This window comes from Streptomyces sp. NPDC059852, from assembly GCF_042731455.1.
Classification (GTDB): domain Bacteria; phylum Actinomycetota; class Actinomycetes; order Streptomycetales; family Streptomycetaceae; genus Streptomyces.
This window is the reverse complement of record NZ_JBHWJK010000003.1, coordinates 271,966-295,525: the sequence shown is the minus strand read 5'-3', so window position 1 is coordinate 295,525 and position 23,560 is coordinate 271,966. Positions and strand designations below refer to the sequence as shown.

Sequence of the window (23,560 nt, the reverse complement as noted above, 5' to 3'; positions counted from 1 at the left end):
CCGCTCAAGAACTCCGAACTCTCAGTCCGGGCGGGCCTCGCGCAGGATGTCCGTCACCTCGACGGCACCCTTGCGGGCGGCCACCAGCCGACCGTCCCGCACGACCTGGAACGTCACCTCGCCGTTGACCAGCCGGGGGCGGCCGACGGCGGCCAGCTCGCTCTGGAACGGCCACCGCAGGGGCGGGGTGAGACCGCCCGTGGAGACCTTCAGGCCGCCGTCGAGGGCCTTGCGCACGCCGGCGGCGTCGATCTCGCCGTCTCCGAGGGACTTGGCGGCCGCGCGGAACACCGTGTAGGCGATCCATGTGGTCTGCACCCCGGCGTCCGCGGGGTCGATGCGGTTGTCGCCGAAGGCGTAGTCGTCGATCACCTTCCGCAACGGCTTCCAGCGCGGATCGCCCGCGACCGGGTACCAGCCGGTGACGTAGGCGCCGTCGTACACCCGTGCGCCGCCGGTCGCGTCGATCACGGTCTGGTCGACGCCGCCCAGCACGGTCGCCGTGCGCACCGAGGGGTACTCCTGGCGGGCGCGCCGGAAGGAGTCCATGAAGGTGGCGGTGCGATCGCCGAGGGCGGGCACCACACAGCCGGGGTCCGCCACGCCGGTGCCGGCGTGCTCCAGCGCGCGCGACGACGGGCCCCCGTACTCGGTGGCGTCCTCGCGGGCCGGCTGGTCGTCGGAGGGAGCGTGGCCCCCCGCGCGCAGGCCGGCGTCGAGCAGCGGGGGCAGTTCGTCGCCCGCGATGTTGTCGGGGCGCACCAGGGACACCGGGCCGCAGTCGCGGGCCAGTTCGCGGCCGAGGCCCGCGAGGAGGGTGGGCTGGCCGCCGTTGACCGGGTAGGAGAGCGGGCTGGTGAACTCGGCTTCCGTGACGCCGTACCCGCCGATGTAGGGGATGCCGGCGGCCTCCAGGGTGGGCAGGAAGGTGTCGCCGAACTGGCTGTAGGAGCCGACGACCGCCACAGCGTCCTCCTCGACGGCGCGCTCGGCGCACTGGGCCGCGGACAGGCTGTCGTTGTGGTCGTTGCAGGTCAGCACCCGCAGCGGACGGCCGCCCAGCCCGCCCTCGGCATCGACCCAGCGGGCGTACGCCTGTGCGAGCGCGGGCATGCCGGGCTTGTTGGTCGCCTTGGTGCCCTCCGGCGCCCAGGTCATCACGGTGATCGGATCGTCCCCGGAGCCCTCCGCGGTGCCGGGGACGACCCCGCACCCGGCGGCGAGCGCGGCGCACGCCACCAGGGCCGTCGCGGCCCGGGCGGGACCGGTGGGAAGGAAGGGGCCACAGATGCGTCGCGCTCCGCTCATGGCCCGCACACTTCCGTCACACCGCTAACCCGAGCGTGACCCTCGGTTACCCTCTGGTGACGTCGAGGTGAATTGCGGGGGCCGGTGAGGCCCCTATGAGGGGGAACGTACGATCGATGACTGTGCAAGGTTCGGATAGCTCTTCCCGTCGCGGCCGTCGCTCCTCCACCATGGGCGGCATGCCACTCAACGACATGCCGTGGTGGCGCTGGCGCAGCAATGTGCGCTCCGCGCTGCACATGCTCTCCGATCCCGTGTTCCAGCGGGACGTCTGGCTGGCAGGCGTGGACGGCTACGGCGACGTGACCGACGCCGTCTACCGCCTCGTCGAGGACACCTGGCTGGACAACTGGTCCGCCGAGAAGTACGTCGGCACGATCTTCCGGGACTCCCAGGAGGCGGCCCTCGTCGACACCGCCGTGCTGCGCGTGCTGCGGATCATGCACCAGGTCGGCCCGGACGCCCCGGTCTCCGCCTACGTCGACCACCAGGGCTGGCCCGAGGCGGTGCGGGCCGCACGGGACGCGCACGTGCGGATGGCGACGGCCGACGGGGAGGACCCGGACGCGCCGCCGCGCACCCTCGAGGTGCTGCGCATCATGACGCGGTCCGCGTAGCGGGACGACCGCCCGCGCGGCACCCGTCGTATGGGACCCTGTCCTGCATGAACGAGCAGTCCACCGGAGCCGCGGTCCCCGCCGACCAGTACGTCCTCACGCTGTCCTGCCCCGACAAGCAGGGCATCGTGCACGCCGTGTCGAGCTACCTCTTCATGACCGGCTGCAACATCGAGGACAGCCAGCAGTTCGGTGACCACGACACGGGACTGTTCTTCATGCGCGTCCACTTCTCGGCGGACGCCCCCGTCACGGTGGAGAAGCTGCGCGCGAGCTTCGCGGCGATCGGCGACTCCTTCCACATGGACTGGCAGATCCACCGCGCCGAGGACAAGATGCGGGTCCTGCTCATGGTGAGCCGGTTCGGGCACTGCCTGAACGACCTGCTGTTCCGGGCCTCGATCGGCGCGCTGCCGGTGGAGATCACCGCCGTGGTGTCCAACCACACCGACTTCGCCGAGCTGGTGGGGTCGTACAACATCCCCTTCCACCACATCCCGGTGACCAAGGACACCAAGGCCGAGGCCGAGGCGCGGCTGCTGGAGATCGTGCGCGAGGAGGGCGTGGAGCTGGTCGTGCTGGCCCGCTACATGCAGGTACTCTCGGACGACCTGTGCAAGCAGCTGAGCGGGCGGATCATCAACATCCACCACTCGTTCCTGCCGAGCTTCAAGGGCGCCAAGCCCTACCACCAGGCGCACGCGCGCGGGGTGAAGCTCATCGGGGCGACCGCGCACTACGTCACCGCCGACCTCGACGAGGGCCCGATCATCGAGCAGGAGGTCGAGCGGGTCGGGCACGACGTCACGCCGGACCAGCTCGTCGCGATCGGCCGCGACGTGGAGTGCCAGGCGCTGGCGCGGGCCGTGAAGTGGCACGCCGAGCGGCGGATCCTGCTGAACGGCCGCCGCACGGTCGTCTTCGCCTGACGGCGCCTACATCCGGCTGAGGCTCGCCGCCGCGAACAGCACGTCCCTGATCGCCTCGCGATCGCCGAGCTGTCCGGCCGCCGCCTCCGCGGGCGGCACATGGCCGGCGGCCAGCCGGCAGAACTCGGCGCCGTCCAGGGCGACATGGGCCACCTCGTGCTCGGCGGAGCCCACGGCGGCCGGGGAGTCGAGCGGGATCAGCCACTCGCCGCCGCCCGACCCCTCGATCTCCAGGCGCAGGCTCCGGCCGGGCTCCCCCGCGGGCACGAGCCGGCGGCGGCCCGCGGGCGCCGGTGCGGCCAGCCCGGCCTGCCGCCGGGCCGACAGCACGCTCGGCAGCAGACGCGCCGCCAGGTCCACCATGTGGTGCAGATCGCTGCCGGACGGCGGCTCGTAGGGGTAGTCCACCGCCTCGGCGATGTCCTCGGCGTGCACCCAGCATTCGAACGCACGGTCCAGCATGGCGTCCCGCAGCGGCAGCGCGAAGTCGCCGTACGGCACGGACAGCGCACCGGTGCCGCCGCCCGTGAAGGAGACCGTGCGGACCAGGTCGTGGGCCTGCTCCCGCCAGGGCGCCCGCACGGCACGGGTCGGCGGGAAGTGCGAGGCCCGCCAGTACGCCTCGGTCCGCGCGGACGGGGTCGGCCGGTCGGCGGGCACGTCGCCCAGCGGATCGGGCAGCCCGAGCGCCGCCGCCACCATCCCGTCGACGGTCAGCAGATGGGCGATCACCCCGGCGACGGTCGTACGGCGGCTGGTGGGCTCGTCCTTGCGGAACCACCGCAGCCGCACGGGCGCGTGCCACTCGGCGTCCCCGAAGTCCTGGAGCAGGGCGTCCAGCCGGGCGGTCTCGGCGTCGTAGGGCGCGGCCCACTCGGGCACCGGGACGCGCGGCGGACGCCGCTCCAGGCAGCCCTGCAGGACACGGGCGCGCAGCGACGGGTCCAGGTCGAGGCTCTCCGCCGGATGCAGCAGGCCGACGGCCTCGCGCAGCCGCAGCGCCTCGTCCGCGCAGCGGCCGCAGTCGCCGAGGTGCTCCTCCACGGCGGCCGTCTCCTCCGGTGAGCAGGCGGCCAGCGCCCAGGCGCCGAGCAGCGACTTCAGGACCCGGTGCTCCAGGACGGGCACCGGCGCGTCCGGCAGGTCGGGCAGCGGGCGCCCGGTGTCCTCGACGGAGAGCCGGGGGAGCGGTATGCGGGGCGGCCCGCCGCGGCCGGGCTGGGGGGTGGGGTGCTGGTCGTCGCCGTCGCCGCTGTTCATGCCGTCGGCTCCGCGGGCGCTGTCCGCGGGGCCGTTCTCCTCCTCGTGCGGGTCGTCGGGTTCGTACGGTTCGGCCCCGGTCATGCGGCGCCCCCGTACTCCGGTGGCGCCCCGGGTCCGGTCCCGGCGTCGTGGGCCGTGGACAGCAGTTGCAGGCCGAGGCGCAGCCGGCGGCGGGCCTCCTCCTCGGTGACGCCGAGATCGGCCGCGGTCTGGCGGTAGTCGCGGCGCTGGAAGTAGGCCAGCTCCAGCGCGGCCCGCAGCGGGGCGGGCATGGACTGGACGATGTAGTCGGCGCGGGCGGCGACCGAGGCGTGGCGCACCTTGCGCTCCAGTTCCTCGGTGGAGCCCTGTCCGGCCCGCACCAGCGCGGCGGTCTCGGTGGCGCGCAGGCGCTGCACGGCCAGGCGGTGGGTCAGGGCGGCGACCCAGGAGCGCAGCGGACCCTGCCGCGGGTCATAGGTGCCCGGGTGCTCCCAGACGTGGGTGAAGACCTCGCGGGTGACGCGGTCGGCGGCGCGTTCGTCGCCCAGCACGGTGTGCGCGAGTCCGTGCACGAGCGAGGCGAACCGGTCGTAGAGCTCGCCGAGGGCGGCCGCCTCGCCGCGCGCCAGCCGCTGCTGCATCTTGCGGTCCCAGCGGGGCGGTGCGTCCTTCTTCGCCATACGGCCCCCCTCCGGAGCCTGTGCACAGGCTCTCACCGGTCCGTCCCTGTCCAGCGTGCGTCCGCCGTCTTCACGAATGTAGTCGGCACGTCCGGCGGCACACGCCCCTTTGTGGCAATGTGCGCCCCTTGCAGCGTCATGGCTGGTGACACACCTCGCTCTCGTGGTAGAGGGCTCGCTCTCGGGTCGGCTACCCGTCTCGTGTGATCGGACACGATCGAACAGGATCGAATGCGATGGAAACAAGCCTTTTCTGATCGGTGACCGTTTTCTGCAGGGAGTTTCAGGGAACAGCCGCTGGGCAGCCGCGCTGCAAGGAAGCGTAGGAATGGCTTCCGTTTCGACGGCCGAGGGGCGTGGTGGTGACCTTGAAAGTGACCGGTGACGAGCGGGGCGACTGGGCCGTCCTCCAGGTGTCGGGCGAACTGGACCTGGTGACCTCGCCGGTACTGCGTCAGCACGTCCACGACGCGGTGGCCGAGGGACGCCACAGCCTCGTCCTGGACCTGTCCGAGGTCCTGTTCTGCGACTCCTCCGGCGTCGGCGTGCTGATCGCGGCCCGCCGGCTCATCCGCTCCTGCCGGGGCAGTCTGCGGCTGATACTGCCCGCCCAGGGCGCGGTGGACGGCTCACACGTCAACCGGGTGCTCGGTGCGCTCGGCGTGCGCCGGCTGTTCGAGGTCTACCCCGACGTGGCGGCGGCGGTCGCGGACGACGCCCGCCCCCTGTCGGCCTGAGCGCTTCCCCCCCCCGCACCCGGGGGACGGCCACATCCCCGTACCGGTACGTGCCCGGTTCTGCCACAACCGCCGCCGCGCGGCGCCCCGGCGGCCCGCGGCGTCGTACGCTCCGTGCGAGAAGCACCCCACGTGACGTTAGGCGGCGCGACACAACATGGTCAGCAGCGAGTACGAGCGCAGGATCGCGGCCCGGTTCGCCACCTTCGACCAGGACGGCAACGGGTACATCGACCGGGAGGACTTCAGCGCGGCGGCCAAGGCGCTGCTCGCCGAGTTCGGCACACCCGCCCGGTGCGACAAGGGCCAGGCCCTGTACATCGGCGCCGAGGCGTTCTGGCAGGGCATGGCCGGGATCGCCGACCGCGACGGCGACCAGCGCATCACCCGCGAGGAGTTCGTCACCGGCGCGGTCAAGCGGCTGCGCGACAACCCCGACCGGTTCGCGGAGATCGCGCGCCCCTTCCTGCACGCGGCCCTCGCCGTGTCCGACACCGACGACGACGGGAAGGTCACCGTCGACGACACCGCGCGGGTGCTCGTCCGGCTCGGCGTCCCGCAGGACACGGCCCGCACGGCCGCCGCCGGCCTCGACGCCGACGGCGACGGCGCGGTGACGGAGGACGACGTCGTGACCGCCTTCGCCCGCTACTTCACCGTCCCGGAGTGAGCGTCCGGCCCTGAGGCCGATGCCTCCGACGCGGCCGGCGGGTCGCGTCCCGCGCCGGACGCGGTGCCGGGCGCACGTGCGAGCCGGCCGTGCAACACGCCCGGACCCGTGAGCAGTTCGGACGGCCGATCGGGGACTTCCAGGCGGTGCGGCACCTGTGCACGGACCCGCCCGTGCGGACCCGGACCGCGCGGGGCCGCCGTCCACGCGGCGGCCGTCACCGCCGGCCCGGCCGGCGTCCACACCGCGCGGCTGCTCGCCGACGAGCCGCCGCGCGAGGCGCCCGTGACCGTCTCCGGGTGCGCGGCGGCATGGGATCCACCTGGGAGTTCGAGGTCCATCCGGATCTGAAGCGGGCCCGGGTCCCCGCACCTACCGTGCCGGGCTCGCTACGGAATGTGAGGAGCTGGTGGCGGCCGTATTGCCCGCAGAAGAAGTCCGAATGGCCGTGGACTGCGCGGTCGCGGAAAAGGGCCGCAATGATGTCGCGGATTGTGGCACACCGGAATCACGGAGCGTTGATATCGCCTTGTGTCCGGAGTGTGACTCGTCACGGGGCGGAGTCGGGCGTTCGCTCCGGTACCTTGTGTGGGATGCGAGTGGTTCCGAGTACGAGCCATGCCGGAGCCGCCTTCGAGGCGGCTTCGTATCCGGCGGTGCTCGCCGCTGCTCGCCCGGCGTATGGGCTGTTCGCCCCCGCCTGTTCGACTCTCCACGGCAAGCGTCGCACAGTATGCAGCAGAGGTAATCCTTCGCGCTGGAATATGCCCGAAGCGCTTGTTGGGGTGACTGTACGTCAACCATGCTGTCAGTCAAGGGATTCACGTTCCGTGACCCTGGCTTTGGCCATTGTTCTGGCCATGAAAAAAATGGCTAGGATCGTGGCCCTCGTGAGGCGCGGGGTCAAGTGTCCGCCGGTTCGGATGGTGTGAGCGGTGCAGGTGCTTCAAGTGCAGTTGGAGATCCGGCCCGATCCCGCTGAGGTGGGGCGAGCCAGGCGCTGGGCGCGCTCACGGCTCGCCGGCTCGGGGATAGGGGCCGACGAGCCGCTCGCCGAGACGCTGATCCTGCTCGTCTCCGAACTCGTCACCAACGCCGTGGTGCACACCGGCTGTCCGGCCGTGCTGCGGCTCTCCCTGCCCGAGGCGCCGCAGGACTCCGCCACCGTCCGGCTCGAGGTGGCCGACCGCAGCGGCCGGGCGCCCGTGCCCCGCTGTGCCGACGGCGACGCGACGGGCGGGCGCGGGCTCGCCCTCGTCGACGGGCTCGCGGACCGGTGGGGCTGGGCCTCCGAGGGCTCCGGCAAGCGCATCTGGTGCGAACTCGACCGGGGCGGCGAGCAGGATGCCGCCGTCACCGCCTGCGGCGGCGGGGTCTCCGCCTACGAGGGGTTCGCGTACGAGGCGGTGTGACCGGCGCACACCGCGGTCGCCGTCGTGGTCCGCGGAGCACGGATGCAGGAGGCGCCCCCTCGTCCGGGACGGCGGCCCTCGATGCGCCCGTGCATGCTTCCGTGCGCGGGCATTTACAAATGGGACGTAAGTAACAAATCCCCAACGGGGTGTTGACGAGTCGTGTCCGTTTGATCACGCTTGTGGTCAGCGATTCGCCGCGAGGGGACGGCGAGGGCTTCGGTGACGGAGGCCCTTGCCGAGTGTGGGTCGTGTTCCGGCGTCGGTTCTCCAGGGCCAGGAGGGGCAGGCGCGCCGGAGCCGGATGGCGGCGCGCGTGCCGTGCTCGGGGCGGTCGGGGCATCCCCGCCCGGTGGAGCCGGGAGTGGGGGAGGCCGCGCCGCCAGCCGGCCTCATCGAGACCGTCGAAGAACCGCCACGGGGGCGACCGGGCCACCCGTGCCGCCGACGAAGGGCTCGGGCGTCGCCGGCAGCGGGAACGGGAAGCGGCCCTCTTCTCCACAGGTTGTGGACAACGCTTCGGGACTCCGGTTCTGGTGGCCCTGCGGCATGCCCGAACTCCGCCCCGGGACGGGTGGTTCGTCTCGCCCCGCAGGGTGCGGGGGAGTTTTCCACAGGCCCGGAAAACGGCTGCCTCGTTGTCGGTGCCCGGACTTACCGTCGACTGCATGACCTATCGAGACATCGCCTCCCGGCAGGTCCTGGTGTGGGCCGGCACCGCCGTCGCCGCGCGGATGCCGGTCGCCATGACCCCGCTGGCGCTGGTGTTCCTGGTGAGGGAGCGGCCCGGCGGCTACAGCCTGGGCGCGGCGCTCGCGGCGGCCTATGTGCTCGGCGAGATCGTCGCCGCGCCGGTCCTCGGCACCCGTCTGGACCCGGAGCGCGGCCGGCGCCAGCTGACCGCCGGACTCACGGGCGGCGCCCTGGGGTTCACCGGTCTCGGGGTCTTCGCCGGGTCGCACGCCGTGGTGCTCGGCGCGTTCGCGTTCCTCGCCGGGGCCGCCCCGTCCGCGGCCGCCGGAGGGCAGCGCGCGCTGCTGACCTTCCTGGTGCCGGAGCGTGCCGTGGCGCAGGCGCTGTCCGCGGAGTCGATGCTGATGTCCGGTGTGTGGGCGGTCTCGCCGGTCGCGGTCGCCGGGCTGGCCCTCGCCTGGGCGCCCCGGGTGCCGCTGCTCCTCGCGGCCGTCCTCATGGCGCTGTCCGTGGCCGGTCACCGGCTGCTGCCCGCGGGCTGGGCGAAGGAGGGGCAGGGCGGCCGGGCGAACCGGGTGCGGACCCGTGTGCTCCTGGGCGCCTGGCCGGTGTACGTCACGGGCGCGGCCAGCATCACCCTGCTCGGCCTGACCGAACTCACCCTGCCCGCCCTGCTGGAGCAGCGCGGGATCGGCGTGGGCTGGTCGGGTCCGCTGCTGGCGGGCATGGCGCTGGGGGCGGGCGCCGGGGCGTTCGTGTACGGACTGCGGTCGTGGCCGGGCCGGTTGCGCTCGCGCAGCGTGGTCCTGATGTGCGGCATGTCGGTGTTCGTGGCACTGCTCGCGCTGATACCCGACGGGCCGGGCATGGCGGTCGCCCTGATCCTCGCGGGCATCCTGCAGTCCGGCGCGCTGATCACCCGCAATCTGTCGCTGCGGGACGCGCTGCCGCCGGGCGCGCTGGCCGCCGGTTACTCCGTGCTGTACGCGGCGGCGGGCGCCGGGTACGCGGCGACGGGGTCGCTGGCGGGCGCCCTGCTCCGGGTGGTCGAGCCGTCCACGGCCGTGCTGGCCGGTGTCGGTGTGACGCTGCTGCTGACCGCGGTGGGCTGGTGGGGGGAGGCCCGGCGGGACCGGTCACCGGCTCCCGGCGACCTGGAGGCAGGCCCCGCCGCCCGCGCGGAAGGTGCGCCGGTAGCTGGTGGGGGTGACCCCGAGCGCGGCCTGTAGGTGCTGGCGCATCGACTGGGCGGTGCCGAAGCCGGACCGCTCGGCGACCTGGTCCACGGAGAGGTCGGTGGTCTCCAGCAGATGCCGGGCCCGTTCCACCCGCTGCCGGGTCAGCCACTGGCCGGGGCTGACACCGGCCTCCTCGCGGAAGCGCCGGGTGAAGGTGCGCACGGACATGGACTCCTGGTCGGCCATGTCGCGCAGCTGGATCGGCTCGTGGAGGTGGGCCAGGGCCCAGGCGCGGGCGGCGGTCGTGGACGACTGCTGCGGGTCGGGGACCGGGCGCTCGATGTACTGGGCCTGCCCGCCGTCCCGGTGCGGCGGCACCACCATGCGGCGGGCCACGTCGTTGGCGACCGCGGTGCCGTGGTCGCGGCGGACCATGTGCAGGCACAGGTCGATCCCGGCGGCGACCCCGGCCGACGTCAGCAGGTCGCCGTCGTCGATGAACAGCACGTCGGCGTCGACGTCGACCGCCGGGAACAGCTCCTGGAAGCGGCGCGCGTCCGCCCAGTGCGTGGTCGCGGGGCGGCCGTCCAGCAGGCCGGCCGCGGCGAGGACGTAGACGCCGGTGCAGATGGAGGCGATCCGGGTGCCGGGGCGGATCAGGGCGAACGCGGCGGCCAGTTCGTCGGTCAGGACGCCCCGCTCGAAGACCGGTCCGCGCTCGTACGACGCCGGGACGATCACCGTGTCGGCGGTGGCCAGGGCCTCCGGGCCGTGCTCGACCTGGATGGCGAAGTCGGCGTCGGTGCGCACCGGTCCGGGCGGCCGGACGGAACAGGTGACGACCTCGTACAGCGGCCGCCCCCCGGCGTCCCGGGGGCGGCCGAAGACGCGGTGTGCGATGCCCAGTTCGAAGGGGATCACCCCGTCCAGGGCGAGCACGGCGACCCGGTGGGGCTCCGGCCCCGGGCGGGAGTCCGCCGGGGGGCGGGAGCTCGGCTCAGAAGGCATGGCCCGATCCTAACGAATGCTGTCCTTCGGGCCAATGGAACCGGAAGCGCGCAGGCCCGAAGCTCGAGGACGTGACTCAGACGACCCCCGCACTCTCCGACAACGCCGCCCCGGGCGCCTCCGCCGCCGGGTCGCCGTCGCCGCGCCGGCCGCGTGTGCACCGCGCCTGGTTCGTCGCCGCGGTCGCCTTCGTGACGATCCTCGGTGCCGCCGCCTTCCGTTCCCTGCCGGGTCTGCTCATCGACCCGCTCAACGCCGACTTCGGCTGGTCGCGCGGCACGATCGGGGCCGCCGTCTCTCTCAACCTGGCGCTGTACGGCCTCACCGCGCCCTTCGCCGCCGCGCTGATGGACCGGTTCGGCATCCGGCGGGTCGTCGCCGTGGCCCTGGTGCTGATCGCGGCCGGGTCGGGGCTGACCTACTGGATGACGGCGGCCTGGCAACTGCTGCTGTGCTGGGGCCTGCTGGTGGGCCTCGGCACCGGCTCGATGGCGCTGGCGTTCGCCGCCACGGTCACCAACCGCTGGTTCACCGAGCGCCGGGGCCTGGTCACCGGCATCCTCACCGCCGCCTCCGCCTCCGGTCAGCTGATCTTCCTGCCGCTGCTGTCCTGGATGGTCGAGGAGCACACCTGGAGGCCGGCCGTCGTCACCGTCGCGCTCACGGCGCTCGCGGTCGTCCCCTTCGTCTGGCTGCTGCTGCGCGACCACCCGGCGGACGTGGGCCTCGCGCCCTACGGCGCCTCGGAGTTCGTGCCCAAGCCGCCGCCCGCGCGGGGCGCCGCCCGCCGGGCCGTGACCGTCCTCCTCTCCGCTGCCCGCACCGGTCCCTTCTGGCTGCTCGCGGGCACCTTCGCGATCTGCGGAGCCTCCACCAACGGCCTCGTCCAGACCCACTTCGTGCCCGCCGCCCACGACCACGGCATGCCGATCACGGCCGCCGCCTCCCTGCTCGCGGTGATCGGCGTCTTCGACGTCGTCGGCACGGTGTTCTCCGGCTGGCTCACCGACCGCTTCGAACCGCGCCGGCTGCTCGCGGTGTACTACGCCCTGCGCGGTGTCTCGCTGCTGTTCCTGCCGATGCTGCTCGCCCCGAGCGTCCACCCGCCGATGCTCTTCTTCATCGTCTTCTACGGCCTCGACTGGGTGGCCACCGTCCCGCCCACCGTCGCCCTGTGCCGGGAGCAGTACGGCGACGACAGCGCGATCGTCTTCGGCTGGGTCCTCGCCTCCCACCAGGTCGGCGCGGCGCTGGTGGCGTTCCTCGGCGGGGTCGCGCGGGACGTGTTCGGCACCTACGACATGGTCTGGTACGCGTCCGGCGCGCTGTGCGCGGCGGCGGCGCTGATGGCCCTGGTGATCCGGAGGCGTCCGGCGCCGGCCGTCCCCGCCCTCTGACCCGCGGTCACCGGAACCGGCCCCGGTGGAAGAGCGGTCAAGGGAGCTGACGCCACGTCAGGAACCGTCGTGCGCACGGAAGCCGGGCGGACGCCTCCCGTCCGGGCTCGTGGACGGGCCGGGTCAGACGGGCAGCCGGGCGACCACCCGGCGCCGGTCGCGGGCGACGGACCGGGCGATCTTCTGCGCGTCGAGCGCCATCTCCCGCAGATTGCCGCTGATGGGGTTGGTGTAGCCGGTGAAGTACAGACCGGGCGCGTCCGCCGGGGTCCGGGCGCCCCGCACGCCGGGTCTCCCGCGCTCGTCGAGCACCCCCAGATGGCCGACCAGCCCTTCCAGGCCACGCGCGTAGCCGGTGGCCGCGACGACGGCGTCCGGCGATATCCGGCTGCCGTCCGCGAGGACCACCTTGTCCGCGTCGAACCCCTCGACGGCGGCGACGATCTCGATCCGCCCCCGGCGCACCGCGTCGACGAGCCCGACGTCCAGGACGGGGATCGCGCCCTCCCTCACCCTGCTGTAGAGGCCGGTGTCGGGGCGGGGCAGCCCGTGCTCCGACAGGTCGGGGACGCTGAGCCGGGCCACGGGCCGGGCCAGCCGGTCGACGAGCCGCACGGGCAGCCGCCGTACGAGGATGCTCGTGAACTGCGCGGGCCACCCTGCGGTGGAGCGGCGGACGATGTGCGGCACCGTCCGCACCGCGAGCCGCACCCGGGCCGCGCCGCCCTCCACGAGGTCCACGGCGATCTCGGACCCGGTGTTCCCGGCGCCCACGACCAGGACGTCCCGGCCGGCGTAGGGGGCCGGGGAGCGGTACTCACCGGCGTGCAGCAGCTCACCGCCGTAGCCCGCGCGTCCGGGCCAGTCGGGGATGCGCGGTGTGTGGTTGTACCCGGTGGCCACGACGACGGCGGCGCCCGCCAGCTCCCGGCCGCCGGTGGCGTGCAGCAGCCAGCCGGAGCCGTCCGGCGCGGGGTCGACGCGGGAGACCTCGACGCCGGTGACGATCTCCAGGTCGTGGTGCTCGGCGTACTTCTCCAGGTAGCGCACCATGTCGTCGCGGGACACCCAGCGCCCGAAGCGGCGCGGCATCGGCAGGCCGGGCAGCGCCGAGAGCCGCCGGGTGGTGTGCAGATGGAGCCGGTCGTAGTGCCCGCGCCACGAGGCGCCGACCGCGTCCGACCGCTCCAGGACGACGGCCCGTATGCCGCGGGCGCGCAGGGCGTACGCGACGGCGAGCCCGCCGGGGCCGCCCCCGACGACGTAGACGGGGCGTTCCGGGAGATGGGGGGTGTCGGCCATGATTCGGAGCGTAATCACGCGATTCGTTGATGGGTCTCGGTCAAGCCCGGAATTGATTGCGGATCGATCACGACTGTAGGAGACCTGGGTGAGGTCTGTGACGTAGCTCTCCTGGTTGTGGGCGCGGTGGCCCGGATGCGGGTGCGCGGTGGCCCGGAGCGGCGTCGGGCGGCCTGTCTCCACCTGCCCTTGCGCGCTCCGGGAGTTAGGATCCGGGCCCATGGCCCTCACGGTGAACGACGTGGAACGGTTCGAGGCGGCCCGGCCCCGTCTGGAAGCCATCGCCTACCGGCTGCTCGGCTCGGCGAGCGAGGCCGAGGACGCCGTCCAGGAGACGTTCCTGCGCTGGCAGGCCGCCGACGTGGAGCGCGTCGAGGTCCCCGAGGCGTGGCTGACCAAGGTGCTCACCAACCTGTGCCTCAACCAGCTCACCTCGGCCCGCGCCCGCCGCGAGACCTATGTGGGCCAGTGGCTGCCCGAGCCGCTGCTCGCCGGGGACCCGATGCTCGGCCCGGCCGACACCGCCGAGCAGCGCGAGTCGGTCTCGTACGCCGTGCTCGTCGTGCTGGAGCGGCTCTCGCCCAGCGAGCGGGCCGTGTACGTGCTGCGCGAGGCGTTCGACTACAGCCACCGGGAGATCGCCGAGATCCTGGACATCACCGAGGCCGCCAGCCAGCAGATCCTGCACCGGGCCCGCAAGCACGTCGCGCGGGGCAAGGCGCGGGCCGAGGTCGACGAGGCGGCGGCCCGGCGGATCGTCGACGAGTTCCTCACCGCCGCCATCAGCGGCCGGACCGAGCCGCTGGTGCGGCTGCTCACCGAGGACGCGGTCGTGGTCGGCGACGGCGGAGGGAAGGTCCCGGCGCGGGCCAAGGCGGTCGAGGGCGCCCTGGCGGTCGCGAAGTTCCTGCGGGGCCTGTTCAAGCCCAGCGACGCGAAGCGGGCCCTGGTGGGCGGGTCGCCCGAGTACTACGCGGCCACCGCCAACGGCGGGCCCGCCCTCGTGGCGGTCGTCGACGGCCGGGTCATCGGCGTGATGTGCGTGGAGGTCGCCGAGGACGGCCTCGCCGCGTTCCGCAGCCAGGTCAACCCCGACAAGCTGGAGCGCGCGACCCGGGTCTGGCAGGCCCGCGACCACGGGGAACCGCTGGTGCGCGACGCGTTCTGACCGGCGTACGACGTCGTTGCCCTCGATGTGACGTGGTTCACATCGCGTTCCTGTCAGGAATCGGCGGGCCGCCCGGTTCAGGTGGCGAACCCGCTGAAGACAGGAGCAAGGACATGCAGCACCGCATCATCGTGCTCGGCGGCGGCTACACCGGAGCGTTCGCCGCCGGGCGGCTCGCCAGGCGCCTGCACGGCGACGACGTCACCGTCACCCTGGTCAACGCGGAGCCCGACTTCGTCGAGCGCGTCCGGATGCACCAGCTCGCCGTGGGGCAGACCCTCAGGCCCCGGCCGTTCGCCGAGATCTTCCGGGGCACCGGCGTCGACCTGAGGATCGCCCGGGTCACCGCCGTCGACGCCGACCGCAGGACGGTGGCCGTCGAGGACGCGGACGGCACCGAGGAGCTGGAGTACGACACCCTCGTCTACGCGCTCGGCAGCGGCTGGGACGACCAGGGCGTCCCCGGCGTCGCCGAGCACGCCTACGAGCTCGCGAGCCGCCCCGGCGCGCTGCGGCTGCGCGACCGCCTGGCCGCGCTGGACGCCGGGGCGCCCGTGGTCGTGGTCGGCGGCGGCCTCACCGGCGTGGAGGCCGCGACCGAGATCGCCGAGGCCCGCCCGGACCTCGACGTCTCCCTCGTCGTGCGCGGCGGACTCGGCGACTGGCTCTCCGACAAGGGCCGCCGCCACCTGCGCGACGTCGTCGGCCGGCTCGGGATCACCGTCCACGAGGACACCACCGCCACCGGGGTGGAGGCCGACCGGGTCCGCACCGCGGGCGGCGCGGAACTCCCGGCCGCGGTCACCGTGTGGACCACCGGCTTCGCCGTCCACCCGATCGCCCTGGCCACCACCCTGGAGGTCGGCGACCGGGGGCAGATCGTGGTCGACGAGACCATGCGCTCGGTCTCCCACCCGGACGTCTACGCCATCGGCGACGCGGCCCTCGCACGGGGCGTCGGCGGCAAGCCGCTGCGCATGTCGTGCGCCTCGGGCGGCTTCACCGCCTGGCAGGCCGCCGACGCCATCGTGGCCCGGCTGACCGGGGGCAAGCTGCCGAAGGTTCCGCTGCGCTACTTCAACCAGTGCATCTCGCTGGGCCGCAAGCAGGGCCTGATCCAGTACGTCACCGGGGACGACCGTCCGGTCCGCGCGGTCCTGAGGGGCCGGATCGCCGCCTTCTACAAGGAGCTGATCTGCAAAGGCGCCGCCTGGAACGTCGGCAACCCGGGGATGGGCATGCCGCTGCGCCGCCGCCGGGTGGTTGCCGGTCCCGACGCCGCCGTCTCCCCGGCCGAGGCGGCCGCCTGAGCCGCCCCGGGGGCGTGCCCCGGCCGGGAGACGGCCGGGGCGCCCGGACGGTCGCCAGGAGCGAGGACGTCGTCCGGGAGGCCGCGAGCGGCCGGGCCGCCCTCTCCACCTGGTCCGTCGTGCACCGCAGCGACCTGCCGCCCTTCGACACGCGCGTCCCGTACTTCGCCGCCGTCGTCGACCTCGCCGAGGGCCCCCGGACGACGACCGGGCTCGTGGACCGCCCGGACCCCGCCCGGCCGCGGCCCGGCCGGGCGCTCACCGCCGCCTTCCCGGACGGCGTGCCCCTGTTCGGCCCGGCCCCTTGACCCTCCGGGTTTCAATGGCCTCATGACCGACTCCGCGATACGCCCCGCGCCCCGCCCCTTCCCGGACCTGCACGGCCACGGACTGCGGCTGCGCCCCTGGGACCCGGACTCCGAGGCCGACCTGGACGCCTGGTTCCGGGGCCGCGCCGACCCCGAGTTCCGGCGCTGGAACACCCCGCTGTCGCTGGCCACGGACCGCGAGGGCGCCCTCGACTCCCTGCGGACCGCCGCCGACACGGCGGACGGCTCGGCGGCGTACTGCGTGACCGACGCCCGGTCCGCAGTGGTCCTCGGCCATGTCGGCGTGACGGTCGTCAGCCGGCGCATGGACTACGGCCTGGTCGGCTACTGGGTCCTGCCCGAGGCACGCGGACACGGTGTGGCCGGCCGCGCGCTCGCCCTCGCCGCCCGCTGGGCGCTGACCGCGCCGGACGGCCCCCGTCTGCACCGCCTCGAACTCGGGCACGCCGTGGGCCACGACGCCTCCTGCCGTGTCGCCGAGCGGTGCGGTTTCCCCGCCGAGGGCACTCTGCGGGGCGCGATGTGGGAGGCCGGACGGCACGACGCCTACCGGGACGTGCACCTGCACGCCCGGCTCGCCACCGACCCGGAGCCCGACCGCCCCTTTACCCCAACGCCCGCGCCGGTGTGAGGACTTGTGCCGTCTTCGTGTCCACGGCGGAGAAAAGTGCACAACTCCCGGCGGTGCGCGGGATCATGAGGCATGCGCCCGGACGACTGGTACTCCACCCAGGACCTCAACGGCTTCCTGTCCCACGCCGGAGGCTTCCTGCGCTCACGCCCCGACCTGCACACCGTCGCCCTGACGGTCACCGAGACGCTGCGCACCAACGGGCCGCGCGCGTACGGCGACGAGGCCCCGGTGTTCGGGGCGCTGGAACGGGACGGGCAGGTGCGGGCCGCCTACTTCCGCACCCCGCCCTACCGTCTGAACGTCACCCCGCTCACCCCGGACGAGGCCGACGCCCTCGCCGCCCATCTGCTCGCCCTCGGGCACGCGGTGCCCGGCGTCATCGCCGCGCAGGAGACCGCGGAGGCGTTCGTCGCGGCCTGGCAGCGGCAGACCGGCGCGCGCGGCACCGTCGGACAGCGCCAGCGCCTGTACCGGCTCGGCAATCTCACCCTCCCGCAGCCGGTCCCGGCCGGCCGCGCCCGGGTGGCCGGCCCCCAGGACCGGGAGCTGCTGGCCCAGTGGTACGGCGAGTTCACCGAGGCCACCGGGCACGCGCCCGCGCGCGATCCGGGCGCCTGGGCCGACGCGCGCGTCTCCTACGGCGGCGTCACCCTGTGGGAGGGCGAGGACGGCACGCCCCTCGCCATGGCCGGGGTGACGCCCCTGATCGCCGGGCAGGTCCGCATCGCCCCCGTCTACACCCCGGCCCCCCTGCGTGGACGCGGCTACGGCGGCGCGGCCACCGCCGCGGTCACCCGGTCCGTGCTCACCTCAGGGGTGCGCGAGGTGCTGCTCTTCACCGACCTGTCCAATCCGACGAGCAACGGCCTGTACCAGCGCATCGGCTACCGCCCGGTCGCCGACTTCACCGCGTACGACCTCCACCGCGCCCGCTGACGCCCGCCCCTCACGGCCAGAGCAGCTCCCTGGCCCATCCGGCCTCCGTACGCCGGTAGACGAGCCGTACGTGCCGGCGCCGCGCGTCGCCCTGGAAGAACTCCACCTCGTCGGGGCGCAACCGATACAGCGTCCAGGTCGGCACCGGCGCGTCCGGTTCCTCGCGGGCCCGCCGCCAGGCGGCCTCCGACGCGCGCGCCAGTTCCCCGGGGGAGGCGAGCACCTCGCTCTGCCGGCCGGTCAGGGCCGCCGCGAGCGCGCCGGTCGAGCGGGCGTGCAGATCGGCCCGCGCCTCGGCGGACGGGGCCGCCGTCACCGGGCCGCGCACCCGCACCTGGCGCCCCTGCGCCGGCCAGTAGAAGCCGAGGGCCGCGTAAGGGCGGGCGGCGAGCTGGCGGCCCTTGCGGCTGTCCCGGTGCGTGGCGAAGGACCAGCCGGACGCGTCGGCGCCGTGCAGCATCACCGTCCGCACGTCCGGCAGGCCCTCCTCGTCCGCGGTCGCGAGGGACATCGTGTGCGGCTCGGTCTGCCCGGCCGCGACCGCCTCGGCGAACCAGGCGGTGAACAGCTCCAGCGGAGCGTCGGGCGCGCCCGACGGGTCGAAGGAGGGCAGCTCGACGTCCCACACCCGCAGCGACCTCAGCAGGTCGTGAAGATCCGTTCCCATGCCGCGATTGTGCCGGGCGCGTGTCGGGTCGGTCGTCAGATCTGTCCGAGGTCCGTCGACAGCCAGTGCTCGGGCCGCATGTGGACGACGACCTGCTCGCCGTGGTTCTTCCAGGCGAAGTCGACATAGCCGTCGACCTTCTCCGGCGGCAGATAGCGGGCCGAGATCTCCCGGAGGTCCTCCAGGGTGGCCGGGACGGTCCGCAGGACGGGGCCCTCGACCGAGACGTACCGGATCGTCGGTTCGAGCCGGTCGACCAGCAGGGAGAAGCGGCGCGCCTCCTGGATGCGGCGGTTCTTGCGGGAGTCGAGGCCGGTCAGCACCCACACGTCGCCGCCCGGCGCGTACTGGTACCAGACGGGCACCGTCAACGGGGCCCGCCCGTCGCCCCCGTCGACCGCCAGCGCCGCGACATGCGGCTCGGCGAGGAACTGCTCACGCTCTTCACGGGTCAGTGCCATACCGTCTCCTTCGGTCGGTTCACTCCCTTCCCCCTACCAACGTCCCCGACGGGCAGAACCATCCCCCGTCGCCGGCACCACGCCCAGCCGAGGCGGCTCCCCCGTCCGGCCCCGCCGGGCCACCTGGCGCTCCCCGCCCTCGCCCTCGGCGCAGAAGCCGGCTCGTCCCCCGGTCCCGGGCGAGCTGACCCGAAAACGACGGTGGCATTTGCCCGGCGCCCGGTCCTGCGGGGGAGGATCCGTCCCATGGACGACGTGGACAGACGCATCCTCGCCGAGCTGCAGCAGGACGGCCGCCTGACCGTGACGGAGCTGGCCGCGCGGGTGGGGCTCAGCGTCTCGCCGTGCCACCGGCGGCTGCGCGAGCTGGAGCGGTCCGGCGCCATCGGCGGCTACCGGGCGGTGGTGGACCCGGCCGCGGTCGGGCTCGCCTTCGAGGCGCTGGTCTTCGTCTCCATGCGGCAGGAGGACCGGGACACGGTCGCCGGGTTCGAGCGGGCGCTCGGCGAGGTGGAGGAGGTGCTGGAGGCGCAGCGGCTGTTCGGGGAGCCCGACTATCTGCTGCGGGTCGTCGCCGCCGATCTCGCGGCCTACCAGCGTCTGTACGACGAGCGGCTGGCCACGCTCCCCGGCGTGCAGCGGCTGACGTCGACGCTCGTGATGAAGCACGTGGTGAAGGACCGCCCGCTGCCCGGCCGGACCGGGCCGTGACGTACGGCAGGCGGTGGCCCACCCGGGTGGACCACCGCCTGCCAGACAGGACTTGGGGGCGCTAGTCGGCCGGGGGCGGCCCCGACGGCCGCTCGGGCGTCACTTCGTGGGCTTCTTGCCGGTCACGCCCAGATGCACCAACAGGGCCACGTTCGGCCTGAGTTCGGCCTGCTTGACGCCCCAGCTCTGGAAGCCCTTCTGGTGCGAGGCCACCGCGGCGAGCATCGCGACGAGCGATCCGGCGACGGCCGCGGGGTTGACGTCCTTGTCGACCCGGCCCTTCGACTGGAGCTGAGTCACCGCGTCCGCCAGGGAGTTGTTGACCGAGTTCAGGATCTTCATGCGGATCTTGTAGAAGCGCTTGTCGCCCTCGGACGCGCCGAGGTCGACGACCCGCAGGATCGCGTCGTTGCGCCGCCAGAAGTCCAGGAATCCGTCGACGAGTTCCTGCGCGGTCTGCCAGCCCGCCTTCCCCACCCAGCTGCGGCCCTCGACCAGGGCGGTCAACTCCGCGCCCTCGGTGGCCATGTGCTCGGCGATCTCCAGGACGGCGCCCTCGACGTCCGGGAAGTACTGGTAGAAGGTGGCGGGCGAAGTGCCTGCCTTCCGGGCGACATCGATGACTTTGACGTCCCGGTACGGGGAAGAGCTGAGCATCTCGCTGAGGCAGTCGAGCAGCTTCTGCCGGGTCGCCTGCCCACGCCGGCCGGCCACGCGGCCGTCGACGGTACGCACTTGTCCTGTCATGTCGTCAGCTTACCGAGGCGGCATCGGGGCGCGATTCGGCCGACTGCAAATGGGGTGCACCCGGGTGCGAGGGCTGATGTGCCTGGTCTGCGCGGTGCGCGGGAGGCCGTTACGTTGGCGGTATGGCCGAAAACAGGGCATCCGCAGACGGAATGGATCAGGTGGAGGGCGTTCCGTGCTGGGTGGACGCGCAGCTCCCCGATGTGGAAGCGGGCAAGCGGTTCTACGGCGAGCTCTTCGGCTGGGCCTTCGAGGAGGCGTACGGCTCCGCCGTATGGGCCCTGCTGGACGGCGAGCGGGTGGCGGCGCTCGCGCCGAAGACGGACGGGCGGATGCCCAGCGTGTGGACGGTGTACTTCGCGACCCCGGACGCCCGGGCGCTGGCCGGGCGGATCCGGCAGGCCGGCGGCCAGGTGGTCACCGCGCCCGTGGAAGTGGGCGAGGGGCTGGGTACGGCCGCGCTGGTGACCGATCCGGAGGGTGCGGTGTTCGGGCTGTGGGAGGCGGGCACGCACACCGGGTTCGGGCGCCGGCACGAGCCGGGGACGTTCGCCTGGGCCGAGCTGTACGCCCGGGACACCGAGGCCGCCAACACCTTCTACGGCGGGCTGTTCCACGACGCCCTGTTCGGTCCCGGGGCGGAGCCGGACTTCGGGCGGGCGGCGGTCGGGGAGGTGTTCGCGGAGATGATGCCGCCCCACTTCGTCGTCCACTTCCGGGTCGCGGACTGCGCGGCCGCCCTCGGCCCGGTCGCCCGGCTCGGCGGGCGGGTGCAGGTCCCGCCCTTCGAGACGTCGTACGGCACGGTCGCCGTCGTCACCGACAATCAGGGGGCGTCGTTCGCCCTCCTGGAGCGCTGAGGGGGGCGTTCCGGCAGGTGGGCGGGGTGTGGGGCGAGATGCGTGTGCCGGTTTGTCCGGAGACACCCCTTTTTGAACCCGGGTTCGCCACCGGGCGCTCGGCCAGGAAGAATCGGGGTGCGTGCCGCCGAGGCGGTGCGGTGGTGAGACGCTGCACGGGGTCACGTACATATGTGGGTGCACGGGGCCCGTACGGGGAGGTGGCAGGCAGAGTGGTGGATCAGCTGACGCAGCACGATCCGCGCAGGATCGGGCCGTTCGAGGTGCTCGGGCGGCTGGGTGCCGGCGGCATGGGGCTGGTCTATCTCGCGCGGTCGGCCTCGGGCCGGCGCGTGGCGATCAAGACGGTCCGTACGGAGCTCGCCGAGGACCAGCTGTTCCGCGTGCGCTTCACCCGCGAGGTGGAGGCGGCCCGGGCGGTCTCCGGCTTCTACACGGCCGCGGTGGTCGACGCCGACCCGCGCGCCGCCGTGCCGTGGCTGGCCACCGCGTACGTCCCCGCCCCCTCCCTCGAGGAGATAGTGAACGAGTGCGGGCCGCTCCCGGCCCAGGCGGTGCGCTGGCTGGCGGCGGGTGTGGCGGAGGCCCTCCAGTCGATCCACGGTGCCGGGCTCGTCCACCGTGACCTCAAGCCGTCCAACGTGCTCGTCGTCGAGGACGGGCCGCGCGTCATCGACTTCGGTATCGCGTCCGGCGTGTCGAACACCCGTCTGACCATGACCAACGTCGCGGTCGGCACCCCCGCCTACATGTCCCCCGAGCAGGCGAAGGACTCCCGCAGCGTCACCGGCGCCAGCGACGTCTTCTCGCTCGGTTCGATGCTGGTCTTCGCCGCCACTGGGCACCCGCCCTTCCACGGCGCCAACCCGGTCGAGACGGTCTTCATGCTGCTGCGCGAGGGTCCGGACCTGGAGGGCCTGCCCGACGAGCTGCGCCCCCTCATCGAGTCCTGCATGCAGATGGACCCGACGGCCCGCCCCAACCCGGCCGACCTCCAGGCCCAGCTCGCCCCGCATCTCTTCGGCTCCGGCACCGACGACAGCGGCACCGCCTCCGCCTGGCTGCCCGAGCGGGCGGTCAGCCTGATCGAGACGCGCCGCGGCGGCCGCCCCACCCCCAAGCCCGCGCCCGCCCCCGGCCGCGGCGTCCCCGCGCCCGTGCCGCCCCCGCCCCCGCACGATCCGGTCGTCCCGGGCCCCCAGGCCGCGCCCGTGCCGGTCGGCGCCCCCGACACCGGCCCCGTCCAGCTGGCGGGCGCCGCCGTCCCGATCGGCCCCGGCCCCCGGGTCGCCGACGCCCGCGCCGCCGCGATGAAGGCACCGCCCGCGGAGGCCGCCCTGGTCGCCTCCTGGTCCAGACCCCGCCCCGGCGTCAACGGCGCCGACCCCGCCCTCCCGGCCGCGCCCCCGGCCCCCGCCGAGGGCCCGGGCGGCTGGCGGCCCTGGCGTTTCCGCATGTCGAACGACGTCTGGGGCACCCCCTCCGTCGCCGGTGACCTCGTCTACGTCACCTCCTTCGAGGTCCACGCCCTGGACGTCGCCACCGGCCGCCGCCGCTTCAAGACCCGGGACGTGGCCTGGTCCATGGCGGTCGCGGACGGGCGCATCCACGCCTCCGACGGCCCCACCCTGTTCGCCCTGGAGTGCCGCGAGGGCGCCGACCTGTGGCGGCTCCAGACGGACGCCTGGGTGTACTCCCTGAAGGCCGAGCGCGGCACGGTCCTCACCGGCACCCGCGGCGGCGGCGTCCAGGCGTGGGAGGCGTCGAACGGCCAGAAGCTCTGGGAGATCACCGGCGCGCAGACCGACTTCGAGACCCCGGAGGCGGGCCCCGCGCTGTTCGACGGCACCGCGTACGTCTGGCAGGACGCCCGGCTGCGCGCCCTGGACGCCCGCACCGGCGAGGAGCGCTGGTCGTACCTGATCGGCGACGCCGCCTCCTGCGGCGGGGTGCCGGTACGGGTGGCGAAGGCCCACGACGGCTATGTGTACGTCTCGGCCGGCACCCGGGTGCTCGCCCTCGACGCGGCCGGCGGGCACGTCCGCTGGCACTTCGAGGCCCCGGCGGTCTTCCTGTGCCCGCCGGCCTTCGTGCCGGGGCCCGCGGTGACCGGGGGCGGTGTGTACCTCGCCGACTACCTCGGCACGGTGTACGCGCTCGACGCCACCGACGGCCGGGACCGCTGGCGCATCGCCACCGAGGCCCGCGCCTCGACCGAGCCGGTGCTGGTGGCCGCCGGTCACGTCCACGTCGGCAGCGGCAAGGGCCTGTACACGCTGGACGCGGTCACCGGGACGCCGAAGTGGCGCTTCCAGGCGGGCGGCGACATCGTGGGCGCCCCCGCGGTGGCGGAGGGCCGGATCCACTTCGGCTCCACCGACCACCTGCTCTACACGCTCAAGGCCGACGACGGCCGGCTGCGGTGGAAGCTGGCCACCGGCGGCGAGATCACCGGCTCCCCGGTGGTGCGCGACGGAGTCGTGTACGCGTGCAGCAAGGACCGCTGCGTCTACGCGCTGGACGCGGAGAAGGGAACCGGAACCGCCCGTACGGCATAAGGG

At 73.9% G+C, this 23,560-nt stretch carries 23 protein-coding genes and 2 pseudogenes; 16 read left to right on the top strand and 9 right to left on the bottom strand.

What is annotated here, in order from left to right; translation table 11 throughout:
* Positions 1-21: 21 nt before the first annotated feature.
* On the bottom strand, positions 22-1,308 hold the full coding sequence (locus tag ACFV46_RS05690; RefSeq protein ID WP_376727140.1) for an ABC transporter substrate-binding protein: 1,287 nt from the start codon (positions 1,306-1,308) through the stop codon (positions 22-24).
* Positions 1,309-1,424: 116 nt separating this feature from the next.
* Here ACFV46_RS05690 and ACFV46_RS05685 point away from each other — a divergent pair, with 116 nt between their 5' ends.
* Positions 1,425-1,925, top strand: coding sequence for a hypothetical protein (locus ACFV46_RS05685; RefSeq protein ID WP_062668977.1), 501 nt, complete (start codon positions 1,425-1,427; stop codon positions 1,923-1,925).
* 47 nt (positions 1,926-1,972) lie between these two features.
* The gene (purU, locus tag ACFV46_RS05680) at positions 1,973-2,854 is read left to right on the top strand and encodes a formyltetrahydrofolate deformylase (protein WP_361922967.1); all 882 of its coding nucleotides are present in this window, start codon (positions 1,973-1,975) and stop codon (positions 2,852-2,854) included.
* A gap of 6 nt (positions 2,855-2,860) precedes the next feature.
* On the opposite strand, the gene ACFV46_RS05675 is transcribed toward purU, so the two are convergent.
* Positions 2,861-4,198: a maleylpyruvate isomerase N-terminal domain-containing protein gene (locus tag ACFV46_RS05675; protein ID WP_385497103.1), complete on the bottom strand. Its 1,338-nt coding sequence runs from the start codon at positions 4,196-4,198 to the stop codon at positions 2,861-2,863.
* Positions 4,195-4,779 (bottom strand): sigma-70 family RNA polymerase sigma factor, encoded by a 585-nt coding sequence (locus ACFV46_RS05670; RefSeq protein ID WP_385497101.1) that lies wholly within the window; start codon positions 4,777-4,779, stop codon positions 4,195-4,197. Before ACFV46_RS05670 ends, ACFV46_RS05675 begins: the two co-directional genes overlap by 4 nt.
* Positions 4,780-5,135: 356 nt before the next feature.
* Between ACFV46_RS05670 and ACFV46_RS05665 the strand changes: the two genes are divergently transcribed.
* From ACFV46_RS05665 to ACFV46_RS05650, 4 genes and pseudogenes are all read left to right on the top strand, one after another.
* Positions 5,136-5,516 (top strand): STAS domain-containing protein, encoded by a 381-nt coding sequence (locus ACFV46_RS05665; protein WP_151784572.1) that lies wholly within the window; start codon positions 5,136-5,138, stop codon positions 5,514-5,516.
* A gap of 157 nt (positions 5,517-5,673) precedes the next feature.
* Positions 5,674-6,186 carry an EF-hand domain-containing protein gene (locus tag ACFV46_RS05660; protein ID WP_361922971.1) on the top strand — a complete coding sequence of 171 codons (513 nt, stop codon included), beginning with the start codon at positions 5,674-5,676 and terminating at the stop codon, positions 6,184-6,186.
* 65 nt (positions 6,187-6,251) lie between these two features.
* A pseudogene (locus ACFV46_RS05655) lies at positions 6,252-6,616 on the top strand (acyl-CoA dehydrogenase family protein); the annotation flags it as partial.
* 520 nt (positions 6,617-7,136) lie between these two features.
* Complete coding sequence (locus ACFV46_RS05650) at positions 7,137-7,598, top strand: ATP-binding protein (protein WP_283292931.1); 462 nt, start codon at positions 7,137-7,139, stop codon at positions 7,596-7,598.
* 392 nt (positions 7,599-7,990) lie between these two features.
* Here the strand turns inward: ACFV46_RS05650 and ACFV46_RS05645 are convergent.
* Positions 7,991-8,152 (bottom strand): annotated as a pseudogene (locus tag ACFV46_RS05645) (cyclase family protein); the annotation flags it as partial.
* 114 nt (positions 8,153-8,266) lie between these two features.
* Between ACFV46_RS05645 and ACFV46_RS05640 the strand changes: the two are divergent.
* A complete protein-coding gene (locus ACFV46_RS05640; protein ID WP_385497100.1) occupies positions 8,267-9,520 on the top strand; it encodes an MFS transporter in 1,254 nt (417 codons plus the stop codon).
* On the opposite strand, the gene ACFV46_RS05635 is transcribed toward ACFV46_RS05640, so the two are convergent.
* Positions 9,428-10,477: a GlxA family transcriptional regulator gene (locus tag ACFV46_RS05635; RefSeq protein ID WP_385497098.1), complete on the bottom strand. Its 1,050-nt coding sequence runs from the start codon at positions 10,475-10,477 to the stop codon at positions 9,428-9,430. The genes ACFV46_RS05640 and ACFV46_RS05635 overlap by 93 nt on opposite strands.
* A 71-nt stretch (positions 10,478-10,548) precedes the next feature.
* Here ACFV46_RS05635 and ACFV46_RS05630 point away from each other — a divergent pair, with 71 nt between their 5' ends.
* The gene (locus ACFV46_RS05630) at positions 10,549-11,874 is read left to right on the top strand and encodes an MFS transporter (protein ID WP_385497097.1); all 1,326 of its coding nucleotides are present in this window, start codon (positions 10,549-10,551) and stop codon (positions 11,872-11,874) included.
* A gap of 123 nt (positions 11,875-11,997) precedes the next feature.
* Here the strand turns inward: ACFV46_RS05630 and ACFV46_RS05625 are convergent, their stop codons facing one another.
* A complete protein-coding gene (locus tag ACFV46_RS05625; protein ID WP_361922980.1) occupies positions 11,998-13,176 on the bottom strand; it encodes an NAD(P)/FAD-dependent oxidoreductase in 1,179 nt (392 codons plus the stop codon).
* A gap of 220 nt (positions 13,177-13,396) precedes the next feature.
* Between ACFV46_RS05625 and ACFV46_RS05620 the strand changes: the two genes are divergently transcribed.
* The 5 genes from ACFV46_RS05620 (at position 13,397) to ACFV46_RS05600 (ending at position 17,553) form a co-directional block, all read left to right on the top strand.
* Entirely contained in the window at positions 13,397-14,344 is a 948-nt protein-coding gene (locus tag ACFV46_RS05620; protein ID WP_361922983.1) for an RNA polymerase sigma-70 factor, read from the top strand.
* A gap of 113 nt (positions 14,345-14,457) precedes the next feature.
* A complete protein-coding gene (locus ACFV46_RS05615) occupies positions 14,458-15,654 on the top strand; it encodes an FAD-dependent oxidoreductase (protein ID WP_361922986.1) in 1,197 nt (398 codons plus the stop codon).
* 14 nt (positions 15,655-15,668) lie between these two features.
* The gene (locus ACFV46_RS05610) at positions 15,669-15,962 is read left to right on the top strand and encodes an OB-fold domain-containing protein (RefSeq protein ID WP_385497096.1); all 294 of its coding nucleotides are present in this window, start codon (positions 15,669-15,671) and stop codon (positions 15,960-15,962) included.
* Positions 15,963-15,984: 22 nt separating this feature from the next.
* A complete protein-coding gene (locus tag ACFV46_RS05605; protein ID WP_385497095.1) occupies positions 15,985-16,614 on the top strand; it encodes a GNAT family N-acetyltransferase in 630 nt (209 codons plus the stop codon).
* Positions 16,615-16,686: 72 nt separating this feature from the next.
* Positions 16,687-17,553 (top strand): GNAT family N-acetyltransferase, encoded by an 867-nt coding sequence (locus ACFV46_RS05600; protein ID WP_385497094.1) that lies wholly within the window; start codon positions 16,687-16,689, stop codon positions 17,551-17,553.
* A gap of 10 nt (positions 17,554-17,563) precedes the next feature.
* Here ACFV46_RS05600 and ACFV46_RS05595 read toward each other — a convergent pair whose 3' ends face one another.
* Both ACFV46_RS05595 and ACFV46_RS05590 read right to left on the bottom strand, forming a co-directional pair.
* Complete coding sequence (locus ACFV46_RS05595) at positions 17,564-18,220, bottom strand: pyridoxal 5'-phosphate synthase (RefSeq protein ID WP_361922997.1); 657 nt, start codon at positions 18,218-18,220, stop codon at positions 17,564-17,566.
* 35 nt (positions 18,221-18,255) lie between these two features.
* A complete protein-coding gene (locus ACFV46_RS05590; RefSeq protein WP_376727151.1) occupies positions 18,256-18,681 on the bottom strand; it encodes a pyridoxamine 5'-phosphate oxidase family protein in 426 nt (141 codons plus the stop codon).
* A gap of 246 nt (positions 18,682-18,927) precedes the next feature.
* Here ACFV46_RS05590 and ACFV46_RS05585 point away from each other — a divergent pair, with 246 nt between their 5' ends.
* Positions 18,928-19,392, top strand: a complete 465-nt coding sequence (locus ACFV46_RS05585; RefSeq protein ID WP_055623597.1) for an Lrp/AsnC family transcriptional regulator — start codon at positions 18,928-18,930, stop codon at positions 19,390-19,392.
* A gap of 99 nt (positions 19,393-19,491) precedes the next feature.
* On the opposite strand, the gene ACFV46_RS05580 is transcribed toward ACFV46_RS05585, so the two are convergent.
* Entirely contained in the window at positions 19,492-20,127 is a 636-nt protein-coding gene (locus ACFV46_RS05580; protein ID WP_385497173.1) for a TetR family transcriptional regulator, read from the bottom strand.
* 134 nt (positions 20,128-20,261) lie between these two features.
* Between ACFV46_RS05580 and ACFV46_RS05575 the strand changes: the two genes are divergently transcribed.
* Positions 20,262-20,999, top strand: a complete 738-nt coding sequence (locus ACFV46_RS05575) for a VOC family protein (RefSeq protein ID WP_385497093.1) — start codon at positions 20,262-20,264, stop codon at positions 20,997-20,999.
* 212 nt (positions 21,000-21,211) lie between these two features.
* A complete protein-coding gene (locus ACFV46_RS05570) occupies positions 21,212-23,557 on the top strand; it encodes a PQQ-binding-like beta-propeller repeat protein (RefSeq protein WP_385497092.1) in 2,346 nt (781 codons plus the stop codon).
* The last annotated feature ends 3 nt before the right edge of the window (positions 23,558-23,560 follow it).